This is a genomic window from Bradyrhizobium sp. 613_E4_N2_2, from assembly GCF_052075995.1.
GTDB lineage: Bacteria > Pseudomonadota > Alphaproteobacteria > Rhizobiales > Xanthobacteraceae > Bradyrhizobium > Bradyrhizobium barranii.
In genome coordinates, this window is sequence record NZ_CP197234.1 from 3,277,590 (window position 1) to 3,295,742 (window position 18,153).

Annotated in this window: 19 protein-coding genes; 14 read left to right on the forward strand and 5 right to left on the reverse strand. The window is 63.9% G+C overall.

Annotation, left to right across the window (positions count from 1 at the left end; all coding sequences use genetic code 11):
- Window positions 1–15: 15 nt before the first annotated feature.
- Window positions 16–1,371: a 3-carboxy-cis,cis-muconate cycloisomerase gene (locus AB7290_RS15405; protein ID WP_085404330.1), complete on the reverse strand. Its 1,356-nt coding sequence runs from the start codon at window positions 1,369–1,371 to the stop codon at window positions 16–18.
- A gap of 169 nt (window positions 1,372–1,540) precedes the next feature.
- Here AB7290_RS15405 and AB7290_RS15410 point away from each other — a divergent pair, with 169 nt between their 5' ends.
- The 8 genes from AB7290_RS15410 (at window position 1,541) to AB7290_RS15445 (ending at window position 8,421) form a co-directional block, all read left to right on the forward strand.
- Window positions 1,541–1,987, forward strand: a complete 447-nt coding sequence (locus AB7290_RS15410) for an SRPBCC family protein (RefSeq protein WP_063982407.1) — start codon at window positions 1,541–1,543, stop codon at window positions 1,985–1,987.
- 149 nt (window positions 1,988–2,136) lie between these two features.
- A complete protein-coding gene (locus AB7290_RS15415) occupies window positions 2,137–2,622 on the forward strand; it encodes a (2Fe-2S)-binding protein (protein WP_014494194.1) in 486 nt (161 codons plus the stop codon).
- Window positions 2,623–2,654: 32 nt separating this feature from the next.
- Complete coding sequence (locus AB7290_RS15420; protein WP_014494195.1) at window positions 2,655–3,461, forward strand: FAD binding domain-containing protein; 807 nt, start codon at window positions 2,655–2,657, stop codon at window positions 3,459–3,461.
- Between the two features lie 62 nt (window positions 3,462–3,523).
- Window positions 3,524–4,432, forward strand: coding sequence for an AAA family ATPase (locus tag AB7290_RS15425; RefSeq protein WP_014494196.1), 909 nt, complete (start codon window positions 3,524–3,526; stop codon window positions 4,430–4,432).
- Between the two features lie 146 nt (window positions 4,433–4,578).
- Window positions 4,579–5,781 carry a vWA domain-containing protein gene (locus AB7290_RS15430; RefSeq protein ID WP_071912469.1) on the forward strand — a complete coding sequence of 401 codons (1,203 nt, stop codon included), beginning with the start codon at window positions 4,579–4,581 and terminating at the stop codon, window positions 5,779–5,781.
- 11 nt (window positions 5,782–5,792) lie between these two features.
- The gene (locus AB7290_RS15435) at window positions 5,793–6,116 is read left to right on the forward strand and encodes an XdhC family protein (RefSeq protein WP_007602422.1); all 324 of its coding nucleotides are present in this window, start codon (window positions 5,793–5,795) and stop codon (window positions 6,114–6,116) included.
- Between the two features lie 2 nt (window positions 6,117–6,118).
- A complete protein-coding gene (locus AB7290_RS15440) occupies window positions 6,119–6,820 on the forward strand; it encodes an XdhC family protein (protein WP_085404331.1) in 702 nt (233 codons plus the stop codon).
- Entirely contained in the window at window positions 6,817–8,421 is a 1,605-nt protein-coding gene (locus AB7290_RS15445) for an NTP transferase domain-containing protein (protein WP_085404332.1), read from the forward strand. The genes AB7290_RS15440 and AB7290_RS15445 overlap by 4 nt, the downstream gene beginning before the upstream one ends.
- A 31-nt stretch (window positions 8,422–8,452) precedes the next feature.
- On the opposite strand, the gene AB7290_RS15450 is transcribed toward AB7290_RS15445, so the two are convergent.
- Complete coding sequence (locus AB7290_RS15450; protein ID WP_161495919.1) at window positions 8,453–11,002, reverse strand: patatin-like phospholipase family protein; 2,550 nt, start codon at window positions 11,000–11,002, stop codon at window positions 8,453–8,455.
- Between the two features lie 326 nt (window positions 11,003–11,328).
- Here AB7290_RS15450 and AB7290_RS15455 point away from each other — a divergent pair, with 326 nt between their 5' ends.
- On the forward strand, window positions 11,329–11,718 hold the full coding sequence (locus AB7290_RS15455; RefSeq protein WP_028158473.1) for a DUF4189 domain-containing protein: 390 nt from the start codon (window positions 11,329–11,331) through the stop codon (window positions 11,716–11,718).
- Window positions 11,719–11,848: 130 nt separating this feature from the next.
- Here AB7290_RS15455 and AB7290_RS15460 read toward each other — a convergent pair whose 3' ends face one another.
- From AB7290_RS15460 to AB7290_RS15470, 3 genes are read right to left on the reverse strand one after another with little or no spacing between them, the layout of a single operon-like run.
- Complete coding sequence (locus AB7290_RS15460) at window positions 11,849–12,262, reverse strand: GFA family protein (protein ID WP_085404334.1); 414 nt, start codon at window positions 12,260–12,262, stop codon at window positions 11,849–11,851.
- Between the two features lie 15 nt (window positions 12,263–12,277).
- Entirely contained in the window at window positions 12,278–12,751 is a 474-nt protein-coding gene (locus AB7290_RS15465; RefSeq protein WP_085404335.1) for an SRPBCC family protein, read from the reverse strand.
- Window positions 12,748–13,083 (reverse strand): ArsR/SmtB family transcription factor, encoded by a 336-nt coding sequence (locus tag AB7290_RS15470; RefSeq protein ID WP_011088398.1) that lies wholly within the window; start codon window positions 13,081–13,083, stop codon window positions 12,748–12,750. Before AB7290_RS15470 ends, AB7290_RS15465 begins: the two co-directional genes overlap by 4 nt.
- A 109-nt stretch (window positions 13,084–13,192) precedes the next feature.
- Between AB7290_RS15470 and AB7290_RS15475 the strand changes: the two genes are divergently transcribed.
- From AB7290_RS15475 to AB7290_RS15495, 5 genes are read left to right on the forward strand one after another with little or no spacing between them, the layout of a single operon-like run.
- Window positions 13,193–13,882: a TetR/AcrR family transcriptional regulator gene (locus AB7290_RS15475; RefSeq protein WP_094184412.1), complete on the forward strand. Its 690-nt coding sequence runs from the start codon at window positions 13,193–13,195 to the stop codon at window positions 13,880–13,882.
- Entirely contained in the window at window positions 13,879–14,667 is a 789-nt protein-coding gene (locus tag AB7290_RS15480) for an HlyD family secretion protein (RefSeq protein WP_085404336.1), read from the forward strand. The genes AB7290_RS15475 and AB7290_RS15480 overlap by 4 nt, the downstream gene beginning before the upstream one ends.
- Window positions 14,664–15,602: an ABC transporter ATP-binding protein gene (locus AB7290_RS15485; protein ID WP_085404337.1), complete on the forward strand. Its 939-nt coding sequence runs from the start codon at window positions 14,664–14,666 to the stop codon at window positions 15,600–15,602. The genes AB7290_RS15480 and AB7290_RS15485 overlap by 4 nt, the downstream gene beginning before the upstream one ends.
- Window positions 15,599–16,762, forward strand: coding sequence for an ABC transporter permease (locus AB7290_RS15490; protein ID WP_085404338.1), 1,164 nt, complete (start codon window positions 15,599–15,601; stop codon window positions 16,760–16,762). The genes AB7290_RS15485 and AB7290_RS15490 overlap by 4 nt, the downstream gene beginning before the upstream one ends.
- A gap of 29 nt (window positions 16,763–16,791) precedes the next feature.
- Window positions 16,792–18,099, forward strand: coding sequence for an adenylate/guanylate cyclase domain-containing protein (locus tag AB7290_RS15495; protein ID WP_085404339.1), 1,308 nt, complete (start codon window positions 16,792–16,794; stop codon window positions 18,097–18,099).
- The last annotated feature ends 54 nt before the right edge of the window (window positions 18,100–18,153 follow it).

Sequence of the window (18,153 nt, forward strand, 5' to 3'; positions counted from 1 at the left end):
CTGGGCGTCTCCGTTTCAGTCGCGCTCGAGGCTGTCGAGCAGCCGGTCGATCAGGGCTTGGGAAGCCCCTTGATAGGCCATCGGCTCGAACAATGCCGCAATTTTTTCCGGCGAAAGATGCGCCGTGACCTGCGAATCGGCCGCGAGAACCTCGCGCAGATGCTTCTTCTCGGCGACCGCGCGCTTGCTGGCGGCCTCGATCAGATGATGCGCATCGCTCTTGCCGATCTTGTCGGCCAGCGCAAACGTAACGGCTTCCGCCATGATGAGCCCATGCGTCGCATCGAGATTGCTGCGCATGCGCGCGGCATCGACGTCGAGGCCCTCCGCGATATCGACGATGGCGGCGAGCGCGCCCGAGGCGACCAGCATCAATTGCGGCAGCGTCGGCCATTCCGCGTGCCAGGGGCCGGCGCTGCGCTCGTGGTCCTGCACTTGAGCTGCGAAGATCGTCGCGGCGAGCTGTGGCGCCATGGTTGCGCAGCCCAGCGCGCTCGCGGCCGCGACCGGGTTGCGCTTGTGCGGCATGGTCGAGGAGCCACCGCGGCCTTCGCCGGCGGGCTCGAACGCTTCGCCAACATCGGTCTGCATCATCAGCGAGACGTCGCGCGCGATCTTGCCGCAGCTTCCGGCGAGAATCGCAAAGCATGATGCGGCTTCCGCGATCCGGTCGCGATGGGTGTGCCAGGGCGCTTCCGGCAGCGGCAGGTTGAGCTCCTGCGCCAATCGCTCTGCAACGACGAGCCCCTTGTCGCCGAGGGCCGCGAGCGTGCCGGCGGCACCGCCGAATTGCAGCGCAAGGCCCTCGCGGGAGAGCCGCCGCAGGCGGCAGCGGGCGCGGGCGAGGCTTGATGCGTATTCCGCGGCCTTGAGCCCGAACGGCATCGGCAGCGCGTGCTGGAGCCAGGTCCGCGCCACCATGGCGGTGTTGCGATGGCTCCGCGCCAGGGCGGCAAAGCCCTTGATGGCGCGGCTGAGATCGGCATCGAGCGCATCGATGCCGGCGCGAAGCGTGAGCATGGTCGCGGTGTCGATGACGTCCTGGCTCGTCGCGCCCCAATGGACGTAGCGGGCGGCCTCCGCATCGGCCTTGCCGACATTGGCGGTCAGCGCCTTGACCAGGGGAATCGCGAGATTGCCGGATCGCGTCGCGGCCTCGCCCAGAGCGGCCATGTCAAAGGTATCGGCCCTGCACGCAGCTTCGATCGGGCCCACCGCGGATGCGGGAATCACATCCGTGGCGGCCTCGGCGCGTGCCAGGGCTGCCTCGAAATCGAGCATGTTCTGGAGGGTCGACCGGTCGTCGCAGACCGCGCGCATGGCTGGGCTCGACAGCATCGGCGCGAGCAGGGGGGAGAGGGCTGTGCTCATGTTGCGCGGGACCTAATCACCATGCCCCGGCTCTGCCAATCCCAAACCATCGGCGCAAAGCTTTTTGCAGTTGCGAATATGCATTGCACGTGGCCGGGGGCTGCCCTTTCCTTTGCGGCCTCCGTGCGTTACTTGAGCACATTATAGAGAAGCATCCGGGAGGTACCCCATGGCCATGACGATGAACGGCGAAGTCCAGCTTGCGGCGCCGCGCGAGGCCGTGTGGGAGAAGCTCAATAATCCCGAGGTGCTGAAGGCCTGCATCCCCGGCTGCGAGGAGCTGGAGAAGACCGACGACGGCGGCTTTCGCGCGACGGCGAAAATGAAGGTCGGGCCGGTGTCGGCGCGCTTCAAGGGCAAGGTCACACTCTCCGATCTCGACCCGCCGAACGGCTACAAGATCTCCGGCGAAGGCGAGGGCGGGGTGGCCGGCTTCGCCAAGGGCGGCGCTGTGGTCAAGCTCGCGGAGAAGGACGGCGGTACGCTGCTCTCCTACGAGGTCGAGGCGCAGATCGGCGGCAAGTTGGCGCAGCTCGGCCAGCGCCTCATCAACGGCGCCGCCAAGAAACTGGCCGACGAATTTTTCGCGAACTTCGCCAAAGCGGTACAGGGCTAGCGGTACAGGGCTGAAGGCTATCGCCTTTCGGCATGGCGCCTTGCATCCGGGGCGATGTTGCCCCCGGGCATAATGGCCCATATGATGGGTTGGAATAATTATAAGAACCGCTTCGACGGGACCCGTCGGGGCGCTGATAGAGAGTGCTTATGGCAAAAATCTCCCTCATCGTGAACGGCAATCCTGTCACGGCCAACGTCGATCCCCGCACCCTTCTGGTGCAGTTCCTGCGCGAGAATCTGCGCCTGACCGGCACCCATGTCGGCTGCGATACCTCGCAGTGCGGCGCCTGTGTCGTGCATCTCGACGGCAAGGCCGTGAAGTCCTGCACCACGCTGGCCGTGATGGCCGATGGCCACGAGGTCAAGACGATCGAGGGACTGGCCGCCGACGGCGCTCCGCTGCATCCGATGCAGGAGGCCTTCCGCGAGCACCATGGCCTGCAGTGCGGCTTCTGCACGCCGGGCATGATCATGACCGCGATCGACATCGTCCATCGCAAGGGCCACGAGCTCGACGACCACACCATCCGCGAGGAGCTGGAAGGCAATCTCTGCCGTTGCACCGGCTACCAGAACATCGTCGCTTCGATCTCCGCCGGCGCCAAGGCGATGGCGAAATCCGATCTCGCCTAACCGCGCGCGCATTCTGCGATCAGGACATTCAGATGTACGAATTCAAATACCATCGCCCTGGGACCGTTCGCCAGGCGGCCAACCTCCTGGTGAAGAACGAAGACGCCAAGGTGATCGCCGGCGGCCACACGCTGATTCCCGTCATGAAGCAGCGTCTCGCCAGCCCCCCGCATCTGGTCGACCTCTCCCACATCGAGGGGCTCAACACGATCGAGATGAAGGGCCGCGCGCTCGTGATCGGCGCCACCGCCAGGCATGCCGAGGTCGCAAGCTCCGCGATCGTCGGTGAGGCGATCCCGGCGCTGGCCAATCTTGCCAGCCAGATCGGCGACCCGGCCGTGCGCCACAAGGGCACGATCGGCGGCTCGCTCGCCAACAACGATCCGACCGCGGACTATCCGGCCGCGGTGCTCGCGCTCGGCGCCACCATCGTCACCAACAAGCGCCGCCTCAAGGCGGAAGAGTATTTCCAGGGCCTGTTCACGACGGCGCTCGAAGCCGACGAGATCATCACCAAGGTGATGTTCCCGCTGCCGAAGAAGGCGGCCTACATCAAGTTCCGCAACCAGGCTTCGCGCTATGCGCTGGTCGGCGTGTTCGTGGCGCGGCGTCCTTCGGACGTGCGCGTCGCCGTCACCGGCGCCGGCTCCGAAGGCGTGTTCCGCGTCACCGCGTTCGAGGAAGCCCTGAAGAAGCGCTTCGCCGCGAAGGCGCTCGACGGCATCGAGGTGCCGGCGGAAGGCCTCAACAGCGACATCCACGGCAGCGCCGAATACCGTGCGCATCTCATCGGGGTGCTGACGCGGCGTGCCCTCGATGCCGCCAACGCCAAGGAGTGAGTGAACCTCACGCCTCGGCCCAAACTTGTCCCCGGTGAGGGCGTAGCGAGACTGGCATTTTCATGACTCTCACGGCCCTGCCGGCATCGGTCGATGCGATGCTCGAACTTTTGACTTCGCGCGGTTATCTCGCGGAGCGATCGCTGGCGACGGTGACCTATCTGTCGCTGCGCATGGGCCGGCCGCTGTTCCTCGAGGGCGAAGCCGGCGTCGGCAAGACCGAGATCGCAAAGGTGCTGTCGGCGGCGCTGGGGCGGAAGCTGATCCGCCTGCAGTGCTACGAGGGCCTCGACGTCTCCTCTGCCGTCTACGAGTGGAACAGCGCCGCACAGATGATCGCGATCCGGATGGCGGAAGCCGCCGGCGACACCGACCGCGATCAGCTCTCGTCCGACATCTTCGCCGACCGCTACATGATCAAGCGGCCGTTGCTTCAGGCGCTGGAGCCCGACGTCGCGGGACCGCCGGTGCTGCTGATCGACGAGCTCGACCGCGCCGACGAGGCGTTCGAGGCATACCTGCTCGAAATCCTCAGCGACTTCCAGGTGACCATTCCCGAATTCGGCACCGTGAAGGCGCCGCATCCGCCGATCGTCATCATCACCTCCAACCGTACCCGCGAGATCCATGACGCGCTGAAGCGGCGCTGCCTCTATCACTGGGTCGACTATCCCGAAGCCGAGCGCGAGCTCGCGATCGTCAAGACGCGCGTGCCCGGCATCTCCGCCAAGCTGTCGCAGCAGGTCGTGCGTTTCGTCCAGGCGTTGCGCAACCAGGATTTCTACAAGTCGCCTGGCGTCGCCGAGACCATCGACTGGGCCACAGCGCTGTCGGAGCTCGATGCCCGGTCGCTGACCCCGCAAGTGGTCGGCGACACGCTGGGGGCGCTGCTCAAGTACCAGGACGATATCACCCGGATGCAGGGCGATACCTTGCAAAAGGTGCTGAAGGAAGCGACGAGCGAGAATTGATCTCGCGTCAAATTGCGCTCGTCATTCCGGGGCGCGCGTAGCGCGAACCCGGAATCCATCGGGCCGCACGTACTGCGGATAAATGGATTCCGGGCTCGCGCCCAAGCGGGCGCGCCCCGGAATGACGAGGGGATGGATACGAGACCATGGCCATCAACCACCTTGCGCCCGACCAGACCGAGCAGTTCGCCGACAACATCGTCGGCTTTGCCCGCGCGTTGCGTGCAGCCAGCATGCCGGTCGGGCCGGGCGCCGTCATCGATGCCATGAGCGCGCTCCAGGTGATCGACATCGGCAACCGCGCCGACGTCTTCACCACGCTGGAGGCGATCTTCGTCAAGCGCCACGAGCATGCGCTGATCTTCAGGCAGGCCTTCAACTTGTTCTTCCGCGCCTCGGAAGAGTGGAAGCACATGCTGGATTCGGTGCCGTTGCCGGAGCAGGCCAAGAAGAAGCCGCAGGCCGGCTCCCGCCGCGTGCAGGAGGCGATGTCGCAGCCGCGGATGACGGAGACGCCGCAGCACCAGGAGCAGGATTTGCGCCTGTCGGTCTCCGACAAGGAGATCCTTCAGAAGAAGGATTTTGCCCAGATGAGCGCGGCTGAGATCACCGAAGCGCTCCGCGCCGTCGAGCGGATGCGGTTGCCGCAGGCCGAGCTTCTGACGCGCCGGCACCGGCCCGATCCCCGCGGGCTTCGTCTCGATTTGCGCCGCACGCTGCGCGCGTCCTTGCGTACCGGCGGCGACATCATCGACATCCATCGCCTCGGGCGCATCGAGAAGCCGGCGCCGATCGTAGCCCTGCTCGATATCTCGGGCTCGATGAGCGAGTACACCCGCCTGTTCCTGCATTTCCTGCATGCCATCGGGGACGCGCGAAAGCGCGTCTCGGTGTTCCTGTTCGGCACCCGGCTGACCAACGTCACCCGGGCACTGCGCCAGCGCGACCCTGATGAGGCGCTGGCGAGCTGCTCGGCCTCGGTCGAGGACTGGGCCGGCGGCACCCGGATTTCGGCCTCGCTGCACAACTTCAACAAATTGTGGGCGCGGCGGGTGCTGAGCCAGGGCGCCATCGTGCTGCTGATCTCCGACGGGCTGGAGCGGGAGGCCGATTCCAGGCTCGCCTTCGAGATGGACCGGCTGCACCGGTCCTGCCGGCGACTGATCTGGCTCAACCCGCTTCTGCGGTTCGGCGGCTTCGAGGCCAAGGCCCAGGGCATCAAAATGATGCTCCCGCACGTTGACGAATTCCGCCCGGTACATAATTTGAGTTCGATCCAGGAGCTGATCACGACGCTCTCCCGGCCGCTGCCGCCGCATCACCGCAGCCTGATCCGTTCCGCAGCTTGAGAGGTTAAGCCATGCTCGATCGCGACGAGGATATTCTGAAGGCGGCGGAGGATTGGCAGAAGGCCGGCCGGGGCGTCGCGCTGGCCACCGTTGTCGAGACCTGGGGCTCGGCGCCGCGCCCGGCGGGCTCGAGCCTCGTCATCAACGATGAGGGCACGTTTCTGGGGTCGGTGTCCGGCGGCTGCGTCGAAGGCGCCGTGGTCACCGAGGCCATGGACGTGATCCAGAGCGGCAAGCCCAGGATGCTGGAGTTCGGCGTTGCCGATGAGACGGCCTGGAATGTCGGGCTGTCCTGCGGCGGCACCATCCGCGTCTTCGTCGAGAAGGTCGGCTAGCCGTGAAGCTCGCAATCCTGCACGAACTCAATGCCGAGCGCGCCGCGCGCCGGCCGGCGATTTTGGTGACCGACACCGAGACCGGCGATCAGCGCCTAGTGAAGGCTGCGGATTTTGCAAAAGACCCGCTGCGTGCCGAACTGGACAAGCAGCTTCGCATGGGCAAGAGCGCCAGTGTAGAAGCCGGCGGCAAAAAGCTGTTCCTCAACGTCTACGCGCCGACCGCAAAGCTCGTCATCGTCGGCGCGGTCCATATCAGCCAGGCCTTGGCGCCGCTGGCGCGCTCGCTCGGCTACGACGTCACCGTGGTCGATCCCCGCACGGCGTTTGCGAGCGCGGAGCGCTTCCCTGACATTCCCCTGGTCGCCGAATGGCCCGACACGGCGCTGCCGCCGCTCAATGTCGATGTCTACACGGCTTTCGTCGCGGTGACGCACGATCCGAAGATCGACGATCCCGCGCTGCTGCACGCCTTCGAGCGCAACTGCTTCTATATCGGCGCGCTCGGCTCGCGAAAAACGCATGCCAAGCGCGGCGACCGGCTGCGCGCGCAGGGCGCGAAGGACAGCGACATCGCGCGCATCCACGCACCCATCGGGCTGGCGATCGGCGCTGTCTCGCCGTCCGAGATCGCGGTGTCGATCATGGCCGAGATCACGGCGGTGCTGCGCCTGCCTCCCAAAGAAAAAGAAGAAGCGGCATGAAATTCGGACCGGCGAGCCCCAAGGATGCGATCGGCGGGGTGACAGTCCACACCCTGCGCCAGGGTCCGCTGGTGCTGAAGAAGGGTACGACGATCGGCCCGGCCGAGGTCGAGGCGCTGACGCGCGCCGGCATCAAGGACGTCGTGGTGGTGCGCATGGAGGAGGGCGACGTCTCCGAGGATGTCGCCGCCGCCAGCATCGCGCTGGCCGTCGGCGGCGACGGCATTCATGTCGAGCGCGCCTTCACCGGCCGCGCCAATCTGTTCGCCGCGCGCCCGGGCGTGCTGGTGATCGACCGCGCCGCGGTCGACCGCATCAACAATATTGACGAGGCCATCACCTTTGCGACGCTCTCCGCCTACAAGCCGGTGGTCGAGGGCGAGATGGTCGGCACCGTCAAGATCATCCCGTTCGGCGTCGAAGGCAATTTGCGCGATGCCGCGGTGAAGGCGGCGGGCAGGGACGTGCTGAAGATCGCGCCCTACGTCATCAAGCGCGTCGGCGTGGTCTCGACGCTGCTGCCGGGCCTCTCGTCGAAGGTGATCGACAAGACGCTGCGCGTCACCGCCGAGCGGCTCGCGCCGGCCGGCGCCAGCATCATTGCCGAGCGGCGCGTGCAGCATGAGGAGCGGGCGCTGTCGGCCGCGATCAAGGAATTGCTCGGGCTTGGTGCGGAGCTCGTCATCGTGTTCGGGGCGTCCGCGATCGCCGACCGCCGCGACGTGATTCCGGCGGCCGTCACCGGGATCGGCGGCGAGATCGAGCATTTCGGCATGCCGGTCGACCCCGGCAATTTGCTGCTGATCGCGCGGGCCGGCGGGGTGCCGGTGCTGGGCGCGCCGGGCTGCGCACGCTCGCCGGTCGAGAACGGTTTTGACTGGGTGCTGATGCGGCTGCTCGCCGGCATCAAGGTGACGCGTTCCGAGTTGATGGGCATGGGCGTCGGCGGCCTCCTGATGGAGATCGTCACGCGGCCGCAGCCGCGCGCAGAACCCGCGATCGAGGGCAACAGCCAGGTCGCGGCCATCGTGCTCGCGGCGGGCCGCTCGACCCGGATGGGCGGACCGAACAAGCTGCTCGCCGAGCTCGACGGCAAGAAGCTGGTGCGGATCGCGACCGAGCAGGCGCTGGCCTCCAAGGCGTCCGAGGTGATCGTCGTCACCGGCCATCAGACCGAGCTGGTCGAGCAGGCGCTGCAAGGCTTGAAGGTGAAGTTCGTCCGCAATCCGGATTTCGCCGGCGGCATCGCGAGCTCGGTCAAGGCCGGCATCGCGGCCGTGCCTGAGGCTTGCGACGGCGCCGTGGTCTGTTTGGGCGACATGCCGTTGATCGATGCCGGCCTGATCGACCGTCTCATCGACGGCTTTGCGCCGGATCGCGGCAACCTCATCGTCGTGCCCGTCAGTGACGGGCGCCGCGGCAATCCCGTGCTGTGGTCGCGCCGCTTCTTTAGGGAATTGATGACGCTCGACGGCGACGTCGGCGCGCGCCATCTGATCGCCAAGCACACCGAAGCGGTGGCCGAAGTCCCCGTGGATGGCGAGAGCGCGTTCCTCGACATCGACACGCCGCAGGCGCTGGAAGCGGCACGGCGGGGATAGTGGTGCCCGTAGGAGGTCGCTGCTATTCTCTTCACCGCGCCGGAGAAATGGCTCCCGTTCCAAGATGTGCAGCATCGTTGGTGGGCGGAGAAGATTCGGACATTCGATCGGTTTTCAATTCCTTTCCGATCTGGAGCGCGATCCTCTTGTTGTTCTCGCGCATGCTAGCCGTGTTCTTGCCAATTGGCGCTGCAGGACAATGAGCTTCCAAGCCGAAACTGCATTCGATCGCTCTACGGGATCGATCCGACAGCACCCATCCGAGTGGGACGCGCACATCGTCCGTCGCGAGGATCACCTTGCGCACTCTCCCCTCGGTGCACGATGCACTATGGTTTTCTTGATCGGCGTCGGCGCAAGTCTTTTGGTCCATAAATAGTTGAGCCTGCGCAACGGCGCGCCGGCCGCGTTCGGAGCGAATGCTATCCAGGGCTCGCAGTGGGGTCGCCAATTCACCAAAGGAGTAGGTAGAGTTGTCAAATCCGTCGTCGGCGGGAGGGCTAACCAGGGCTAGAAGAATGAATCGCGCTTTAGGCTTGCAGTCGACCGGACGAGTGGCGGGGCATGCTTGAAGTCGCGCGATGATATCGAGCGCCGTAGCAATTCCCGAATTGTCGGAATAACCACCATCAACAAGCCGACGCTTCTCAGTACGTATTCTCTCTCCCGTTGGAGCTGTCGCTGCATACCAACCAGCTGGGCTTACGAATGGAAAACTCGCGCTCAATCCAACACCGGTACTGAGCGGGATATCGAGCGTCGGATTCCTGTCAGATAGGCTATAGAGACCCGGCGTTTGACTGCTCTGCAAGCTCATCGGCGCAACGACCACCCGTTCGCCAGTCTCGACTTCGGTCGAATTTAAGAGCAGGGCCGGAGCCACACTTTTGGGATCCCAAGAGCCGAGAATGCCGGACTTGAACGGATTTGGATACTTCCGATCCTGTGCCGCTGCCGGCCAAGCATTTTCGATGGAGCGCTCGAGCGCGCGCGCTCGATTCAAACTTGCTCCGGGGCATAAGAGATTCCAGCAAGGCAGAATCCGCGCAGGCGCGTCCAAGAAGAGAGTTGCGCTTATAAGATCGGAGAGGAAGTCTTTCTGGAGAAAGCTCTGTGCATTGTCCCAATACCAATTCTGAGGCGCTCTGGCCGCATCGACTCGTGTTCTTGCCTTGACGAGGGATGAAAATATCGAGGCGCCCAAAGCGCCTCCCGAGACTGCACTGATCGCAAATGTGTGCTGCGCGAATTCTGGATACTGATCCTGTATTGCGGCGAGGAACATGCCGGCATGGTATGCGGCGTAGATGCCACCTCCTTCAGCTGCCACCACGTAGACGGGGTAGGTGCCGTCCTCGAAACGGTCGAGATCAGAGCGCGATGCTATCCAGGTTTGAAACCCGTCCTCGAGAGTTAATGGCTTCACGTAGGTTCCAGCTATCGATTGGCCGGCAAGCCTGCGAATAGCGTGGTTGTCGTCAAGGTCGAAATACGCGAACGCGAGCATCGCGCCGATGATGACGTGAAGTCCGTGCCATCGCTTCTTTTCACGGGCCAGACCGAACAGCGTCGCCGAAAACGACAAGCTGGCGGCCAAGAATACATTTACCGTGAAAATCTCATTTTGCACCACGCTCATAATGTTGAGCCCGGAGGCCAAGTAGACGATCGGTACGATGCAGAACAGAACAAACGCAAAGATAGCCAGGACAAACAGCGAGAAAAGAGCCGCTTCGAACAGTTGGCGGTTCAGTTTGATACTGAGAAAGCTTTCCGATAGCCGAGGGAAATTCTTGAATAGCGTAACGAACGGGATCAAAGGCAAGTAGGGAAAAGCTCTGACGACGAAATCGATGCGCCATCGGTCTCGCGATGTCAGGTACACCAGCAGAGTGTAGAGGAAGACGAGGCCAAATATGGAGGCCAGCAACAGCCCATAGAAGAGTATTTCCCACCCCACGTAAAACAGCTCACCCTTCAGCGGAAAGGTTGGCACAAGTGCGTTGTAGAAAATAACAACCGGAAGCAGTGGCGCCAGCAGCCAAGCAAAGCCGAAACGGTTTGCTTGCGACATGACTTCGAGCAGGCGATCCGCTATTCGGTGCGCGTGGGGATACAGCCGAAATGCTGAGACAACGTCGGAATATGGGTAGAAGTGGGCTGGTCCCCATACGCCGAGGGCGATGACTAACAGCAGCATCGAACTCGTTGCCCACAGATCAGTTCCGAAGACGCCAGCCATGAGACTGAAGGGCGCGAGCGGGTCGTTCGGATCGATGCCCGGTGCAAACTTGATCCACAGAACCTCGCGCATTTGCGCCGTCGAATAGATAACGCTTGCCAGAATCAGCACGAAGATCGGAGCGGCGAGATCGGAAAAGACCTCGAATAACCCATGGATGCGGGCCCACAAGCTCGGCAGCAGCAACAGCACGATCCCAGCACAAATTACGGCGCTGACGAAATCCCAGACGACAACTATGCCTTCGAAGGACTCGTGATAGACCGGGAGGAAAAGAAAGAGCCAAAGAATGAGAACAATTAAGGTGCCCAATACAATTCGATCGTTGGTAGAAAGCATATCTGCCTCCCGCAACATCCTATGGTTGAATTCTGGCACAAGTTCTGATCCTTCGGCAAGAGCGCCAAGCGGAGTTGTTCTCTTCCTGTACGTGGCTGGGCAGGCCGAGAAAACGTAGCTGCAATTGAAAAGGCGCGGTCTTGAACCGTGAGGGCTCGGATCGCGCTCGCGGCCATCCTTCGAGACGACCGCTACGCGGTCTCCTCAGGATGAGGTCTGAGCCTGCGGCCGTGCCTCATTCGTCCGTTTTCAACCCCTCGTTCACCATCTGGAAACGACCACCGCTTAGAGTCCTCTCCACCTGCCTTGGGGGGAGGGGTTTTTCCATGGCTTCGAATGTCGTCGCGCGCCGTTGCGCGATGTTTTTCTTTGCGCTGTCGGTTTGTGTCGCCGGCGCTCGCTACATCACGGATGCGCATGCTGCCGGCGCGTTTGCGGTCGGCAAGTGCGGGGCCTATGGCCAGGCTTTTGATTACGGCGCCGAGCGCGAGGCCCGTGCCGCGGCGCAGAAGCAGTGCAAGGGCGACTGCACGACCGTGACCATGAAGCGCGCCTGCGCCGCGATGTCGGTCGATATGGCCAACCCGTGCGGCGCCTATGGCTATGCCGTGAAACCGAAGATCTCGGCCTCGCTCAATGCCGCCACGCGCGAATGCTACAAATACGGCGGCAAGGAATGCGTGATCCGCGCCTGGGCCTGCGACGCCAAGGGATAATCCTTTTGCTGTCATTGGCGATGCAACGGGTACCGCGCGATGCGCGGACCGGAGCATTGCGTCGGGAATGACATGCGGAACAGTCCGGCCATGACGATGCCGAGACTTCGACACTCCAAATACAGCCGCCTCACCCTGGCGGCATGCCTGCGAATTTCGGCAGGTCGGGATCGAGACGATCCCAATCGTACCCGCGCGCCGCGTAGGTCACCACCTGCGGCTTGTAGCGGGCGGGCTCGTCGAGGCTTGCGGCGCGGATGGTGAAGATGTCGGGCATTGCGGCGAAGGTCATGTAGACCGGCAAGCCGCACTGCGTGCAGAAACCGCGCGTCTTCACGTTGCCGCTGTCGCCGACCATGTCCCAATGCTTCGCCTCGCCCGTCACCGTGACGCCGGCGCGTGCGAAGGTCATGTACGAGCCGTGGCCGCTACCGCTTTCGCGCTGGCAATCCCGGCACTGGCAGTGATTGCTGAACAGCGGCTCACCGAGAATCGAATAGCGGATCGCGCCGCAGGCGCAGCCGCCGGTAAAAGGCTTGGTCATCGAAAGATCTCCCACTCACTTCTCGCCACTGATCTCGTCGAGCTGGCGGACGACCTTCTTCCAGCCGCCGCTCATAACCGTGTAGGCCGACTCGTTCCTCGGCATGACGAAGCCCGCATGCACCAGGCGGATCCGCGTGCCGGCTTCGACCGGGGTGAGGGACCACGTCACGACGGTATCGAGCGGCGCGCCGTAGCCGGTGTTGCGTTCGTCGCCGCCCTTCCAGGCATAGACGAGGCGCCGGTTCGGTACGACTTCCAGAACCCGGCAATGGATAACGCCATCCCAGTTGCCGCCCGGCGTGGTCTGGAACGTGAAGGCCTTGCCTTCGGCGGCTTCGAAGCCGGTCGGCTGCATCAGCCAGCGCGCGATCAACTGGGCGCTGGTCAGCGTCCTCCAGATCGTCTCGGGCGCGTGAGGGAAGACCTCCTCTAAAACAATGTCTTGGACGATGTCTTTTGTCCCGGCTCTGAACTCGGCTGCACTCACGGATCGATCTCCTTCAAGAGGTCACGCAGATTCTGGAAACGCTCGCGCCAGAACACGCCGTAATGGTCCATCCAGGTGACCAGCGGCTCGAGTCCTTGCGGCGCGGCGCGGTAATAGACGTTGCGGCCCTCGGCGCGCTCGGCGACGAGGCCGGCCTGCTTCAGCGACTTCAGATGCTGTGAGATCGCGCCCTGCGTCACGCCGCTGCCGCGGGTGAGCTCGGCGACGCTGATCTCCTTGCTCTCGAACACGCGCTCGAACACGGCACGGCGGGTCGGATCGGCGAGGGCGCGCATCACGGTGGTGACGGGATTTGGGGCGGCTTCGATCATGGGTATTCGATTAGCATGTGCTAATGCATTAGTAAATACTAATTCGTTGGCTTGCATAAGGCTGGATCGCTGTCTTGACTATGACTGACTGGTCAGTCATAAATAGGAGATGACAAAGAAGCCAACCAAAGCAGCCACGCCAACCGCAGCTCGCGCCGATGCGAAGGGCCGTGCGCCCGCCGACGCTGCGCCCGCTTCGAACCGTGCCACGCGTGCGGCCGAGCGTCGGTCGGCCATCGTGGAAGCGGCGATGGAGGAGTTCATCGCGCGCGGCTTTGCCGCGACGCGGCTCGATGACATCGCCAAGCGCGCCGGTGTCGCAAAGGGCACGATCTACCTGCACTTCAAGGACAAGGAATCGATGTTCGAGGAGCTGGTGCGCACTGTGATCGTGCCGGTGGTAGCGAAGCTGAATGCGCTGCCGCCGCCGACGGGTTCGGTGCGCGATCTCGTCGAGGCCTTTGCCGGTAACTTTTTGAAAGAGGTCATCGGCACGAGGCGCGGCGATCTCGTGCGATTGATCGTGGCGGAAGGGCCGCGCTTTCCGTCTGTCGCCGATTTCTACTATCGCGAGGTCGTCTCGCGCGGGATCGCCGGCATGCGCGCGCTGATCGAGCTCGGCATTGCCCGCGGCGAGATCCGCGAGAAGAACCTCGCGCGCTATCCGCAGATCCTGGTCGCACCCGCGATGATCGCGGTGATCTGGCAGAGCCTGTTTGCACGGCACGCGCCGCTCGACGCCCAGGACATGCTGCGCGTCCATCTCGATTTGATTTTTGGCGAACGGAGGACGACATGAGGTCGTCACGAGCATTTTCTGTGTTTGCAGTGGCCCTCGTCCTTGCAACCGGCCTTGCCGGCTGCAAGGACAAGCGCGATCCCGGATTTCAGGGGTGGGTCGAGGCCGACATGATCTTCGTCAGCCCGGACGAAGCGGGCCGGGTGACGAAGCTCAATGTGCGCGAGGGCGACGAGGTGAAGGTCGGCGATGCCCTCTATTCCGTCGACGACGATCTTCAGCTTGCCGACCTCAACCAGAACAAGGCGACACTGGCCAATGCGCAGCAGACCTATGATCGCGCGGCCTCGCTGAACAAGACCGGCTCCGGTACGCAGGCCAATCTCGATTCCGCCGTGTCGTCCTTGCGTGTCGCCGAAGCGCGGGTCGCGACGTCGGAGACGCGAATGGCGCGGCGCAGGGGCTTTGCGCCCGTTGCCGGCACCATCCAGCAGATCTATTTCCGCGAGGGCGAGATGGTGGCGGCGCAGCGGCCGGTGCTCTCGATCATGCCGCCCGGCAACATGAAGCTGCGCTTCTTCGTGCCCGAGACCGAGTTGCCGAAGCTTGCGATCGGCGACACGGTGCGCATCTCTTGCGACAATTGCGCGGCGGATCTCACCGCAAAGATCTATTTCATCGCGACCTCGGCCGAGTACACTCCGCCTGTCATCTACAGCCTCGATGAGCGCAACAAGCTGGTCTATTTGATCCAGGCGCGACCCTCGCGGCCCGATGCCTTGCGGGTCGGACAGCCGATTGACGTCTATCTCCATCCAAAAACGCCGGTGGCGGACAAGCGATGAGCGGCGGCAACGGCAACGGCATCGCGATCGACGTCAAGGGCCTGACCAAGTCGTTTGGCGGCCGCGAGGTCGTGCACGATCTGTCGATGCAGGTGAAGCGCGGCTCGATCTACGGCTTCCTCGGGCCGAACGGCTCGGGCAAGACCACCACCATCCGCATCCTCTGCGGCCTGCTCACGCCCGACAGCGGCGAGGGCACATGCCTCGGCTACGATATCCGGCGCGATGCCGAAAAGATCAAGCGCCAGGTCGGCTACATGACCCAGCGCTTCAGCCTGTACCAGGACCTCTCGGTGCGCGAGAACCTCGAATTCGTCGCCCGGCTCTATGGCATCGCCGATGCACGCGGCGCCGCGCGCGACATGATCAAGCGGCTCGGGCTGTCGGGGCGCGAGGAGCAGCTCGCGGGCGAGCTCTCCGGCGGCTGGAAGCAGCGGCTCGCGCTCGGGGCCTGCACGCTGCCCAGTCCGAAACTGTTGCTGCTGGACGAGCCGACCGCCGGCGTCGATCCCAAGGCGCGGCGCGATTTCTGGAACGAGATCCATGCGCTCGCGGCCGACGGCCTCACCGTCCTGGTCTCGACCCACTACATGGACGAGGCCGAGCGCTGCCACGAGATCGCCTATATCGCCTACGGCCATCTGCTGGCGCACGGCACGGTGGAGGAGGTGATCGCGAAGTCCGCCCTGACGACCTACACCGTGACGGGCGAGGAGCTCAACGGGCTCACGGCCGCGCTCACCGGCAAGCCCGGCGTGGACATGGTGGCACCGTTCGGCACTTCGCTGCACGTTTCCGGGCGCGACGTCGCCGCGCTCGAGGCCAACATCGCGCCGTGGCGCGAGAAGAGCGGCCTGCACTGGCACAAATCATCGCCCTCGCTCGAAGACGTGTTCATCGAATTGATGAGCCGTTCCAGGGACAATTTCCAATGAGCGCCGCCGATCATCCCGCACCCGCGCACGCGATCCGCGAGCGCTTCGGCTTCTGGAAGCGCTCCTATGCGATGCTGGTCAAGGAGTTCATCCAGCTCAAGCGCGACCGCGTCTCGTTCGCGATGATCGTGATGCTGCCGGTGATGCAGCTTCTGCTGTTCGGCTATGCCATCAACACCACGCCGCACAATCTGCCGAGCGCGGTGCTGCTCCAGGAGGATTCGGATCTTGCCCGCTCGGTGTTGAAGGCGCTGGAGAACACCGCCTATTTCCGCTTCATCTACGAGGTGCACGACGTCGACGATTTCGACAACCTGCTGAAATCGGGCAAGGTGCTGTTCGGCGTCGAGATTCCGCGGGGCTTCGAGCGGGCGGTGCGGCGCGGCGACAGGCCGGCGCTGCTGGTTGCGGCCGACGCCACCGATCCCGTTGCGGCCAGCGCCGCGCTCGGCTCGCTCGGCATGGTCGTGCAGACCGCGCTTGCGCACGATCTCTATATCGGCAATCCGCCCGAGATGCCGTTCGAGATCCGCGCGCATGCGCGCTACAATCCGGCCGCGTCGTCCAGCCTCAATATCGTGCCGGGCCTCGTCGGCACTATCCTCACCATGACGATGCTGATCTTCACCGCGCTCTCGGTCACCCGCGAGGTCGAGCGCGGCACCATGGAGAGCCTGCTGTCGATGCCGATCAAGCCGGTCGAGGTGATGTTCGGCAAGATCGTTCCTTATGTGCTGGTTGGCTTCCTTCAGGCCTTCCTCATCATCGGCATCGGTGTCGGCCTGTTCGGCGTGCCCTTGCTCGGCAATCTGTTCCTGCTCGCGCTGCTGTCGACCTTGTTCATCGCTACAAATCTGTCGATTGGCTACACCATCTCGACCGTGGTGCAGAACCAGCTCCAGGCCATGCAGATGGCCATGATGTTCTTCCTGCCGAGCATTCTGCTCTCCGGATTCATGTTCCCGTTCGCCGGCATGCCGGTCTGGGCGCAATATCTCGGCGAATGCCTGCCGCTGACCCACTACTTGCGGATCGTCCGCGCCATCATGCTGAAGGGCGCGACCATGCAGAATTTGCGCTTCGATGCGCTGGCGCTGGCGATCCTGATGCTGGTCGCCATGACCATCGCGGTGACGCGCTTCCGCCGCACGCTGGATTGAGGCACAATGCCCCTGAATCGAGGGGAGAAATGGTCAGGTTTGCCAGCAGGAAGACCCGGCAGCATGCCGTGATGTCGGAGGAGTTCGAGCGCGAGCTGACGCGAGAAGTGCTGCGCACCGAGCTGTTGCGGGTGAGGGCGCTGATCACGACGGGCTGCGTCATGATCCTGTTCCTCACCGCAACCTACCTGATCGACCCTGCCATCGTGAACCGGGTCTGGCGCGGGACGGAGGGCTTGGTCCGCGAATACATGCTCTTGGGGGGCTTCATCCTCTTCGAGGTCTGGGTCCATAGCCAGATCAGGCGAAACCTCAAGCTCGATCGCGACCTGCCGGTGATCAGGCGCTATATCGGCGCTCTCATCGAAACGTCGCTGCCGACGATCATCCTGATTCTGCAGATTCGCAGCATGGGCGCTGGGCCCGCGCTCGGTTTCGTGCTGCCACTGGCCTATTTCATCTTCATCATTCTTTCGACGCTGCGGCTCGATTTCTGGCTGTCCACCTTCACGGGATTTGTGGCCGCGGCCGAACTCCTGGCCGTCGCGCTGTACTACAATTCGGCCAGCGACGCTGGCGAACCGCTGATCTACTTTCACGCTGTGCGCAGCACCATCATCCTGATCTGCGGCGTGCTCGCCGGCTCCGTCGGCGCGCGGCTGCGGCGGCAATTTGCCGCGAGCATCGCGGCCGCCACCGCGCGTGATCGCGTCACCAACCTGTTCGGCCAGCACGTCTCGCCGCAGGTGGTGGAACGGCTGATGGCGGCGGGGCCCAGCGCGGGCGGCGACCTTCGCCGCGTCGCGGTGATGTTCGTCGATTTCCGCGGCTTCACCGCCAGCGCGCGGTTGCGCACCCCGCAGGAGGTGGTTGACCGGCTCGACGGTGCGTTCGCCGTGCTGGTCGACATCCTCGATCGTCAGGGCGGCATCGTGAACAAGTTTTTGGGCGATGGCTTCCTCGCCCTGTTCGGCGCGCCGCTGGAGGCCTCCGACGCCGCGCACCGCGCGGTTGCCGCGGGCCGCGAGATGCTGGCCGCGATGGACCGCATCAACGCGCAAACGAGCTGGCCGCTGCGGATCGGCATCGGCATCCATTTCGGCGAGGTCGTTGCCGGCAATATCGGCTCGCCCCGGCGCAAGGAGTACACGGTGATCGGCGACACCGTGAACTTCGCCTCGCGGCTGGAGGCACTCAACAAGGAGTTCGGCTCGCACCTGCTGATCTCCGCGTCCGTCCGCGAGGCGCTCGGCGACGACGGTGAGGACGCCGTCGCACTCGGCGAGGTCGCGATTCGCGGCTACGAGCACAAGGTGGCGGTGTTTCAACTGGGGTGAGGGTGCTCGCGTTTCGTTGAAGGCGCGTGATGAAATATCTCACGGCGATTTCCG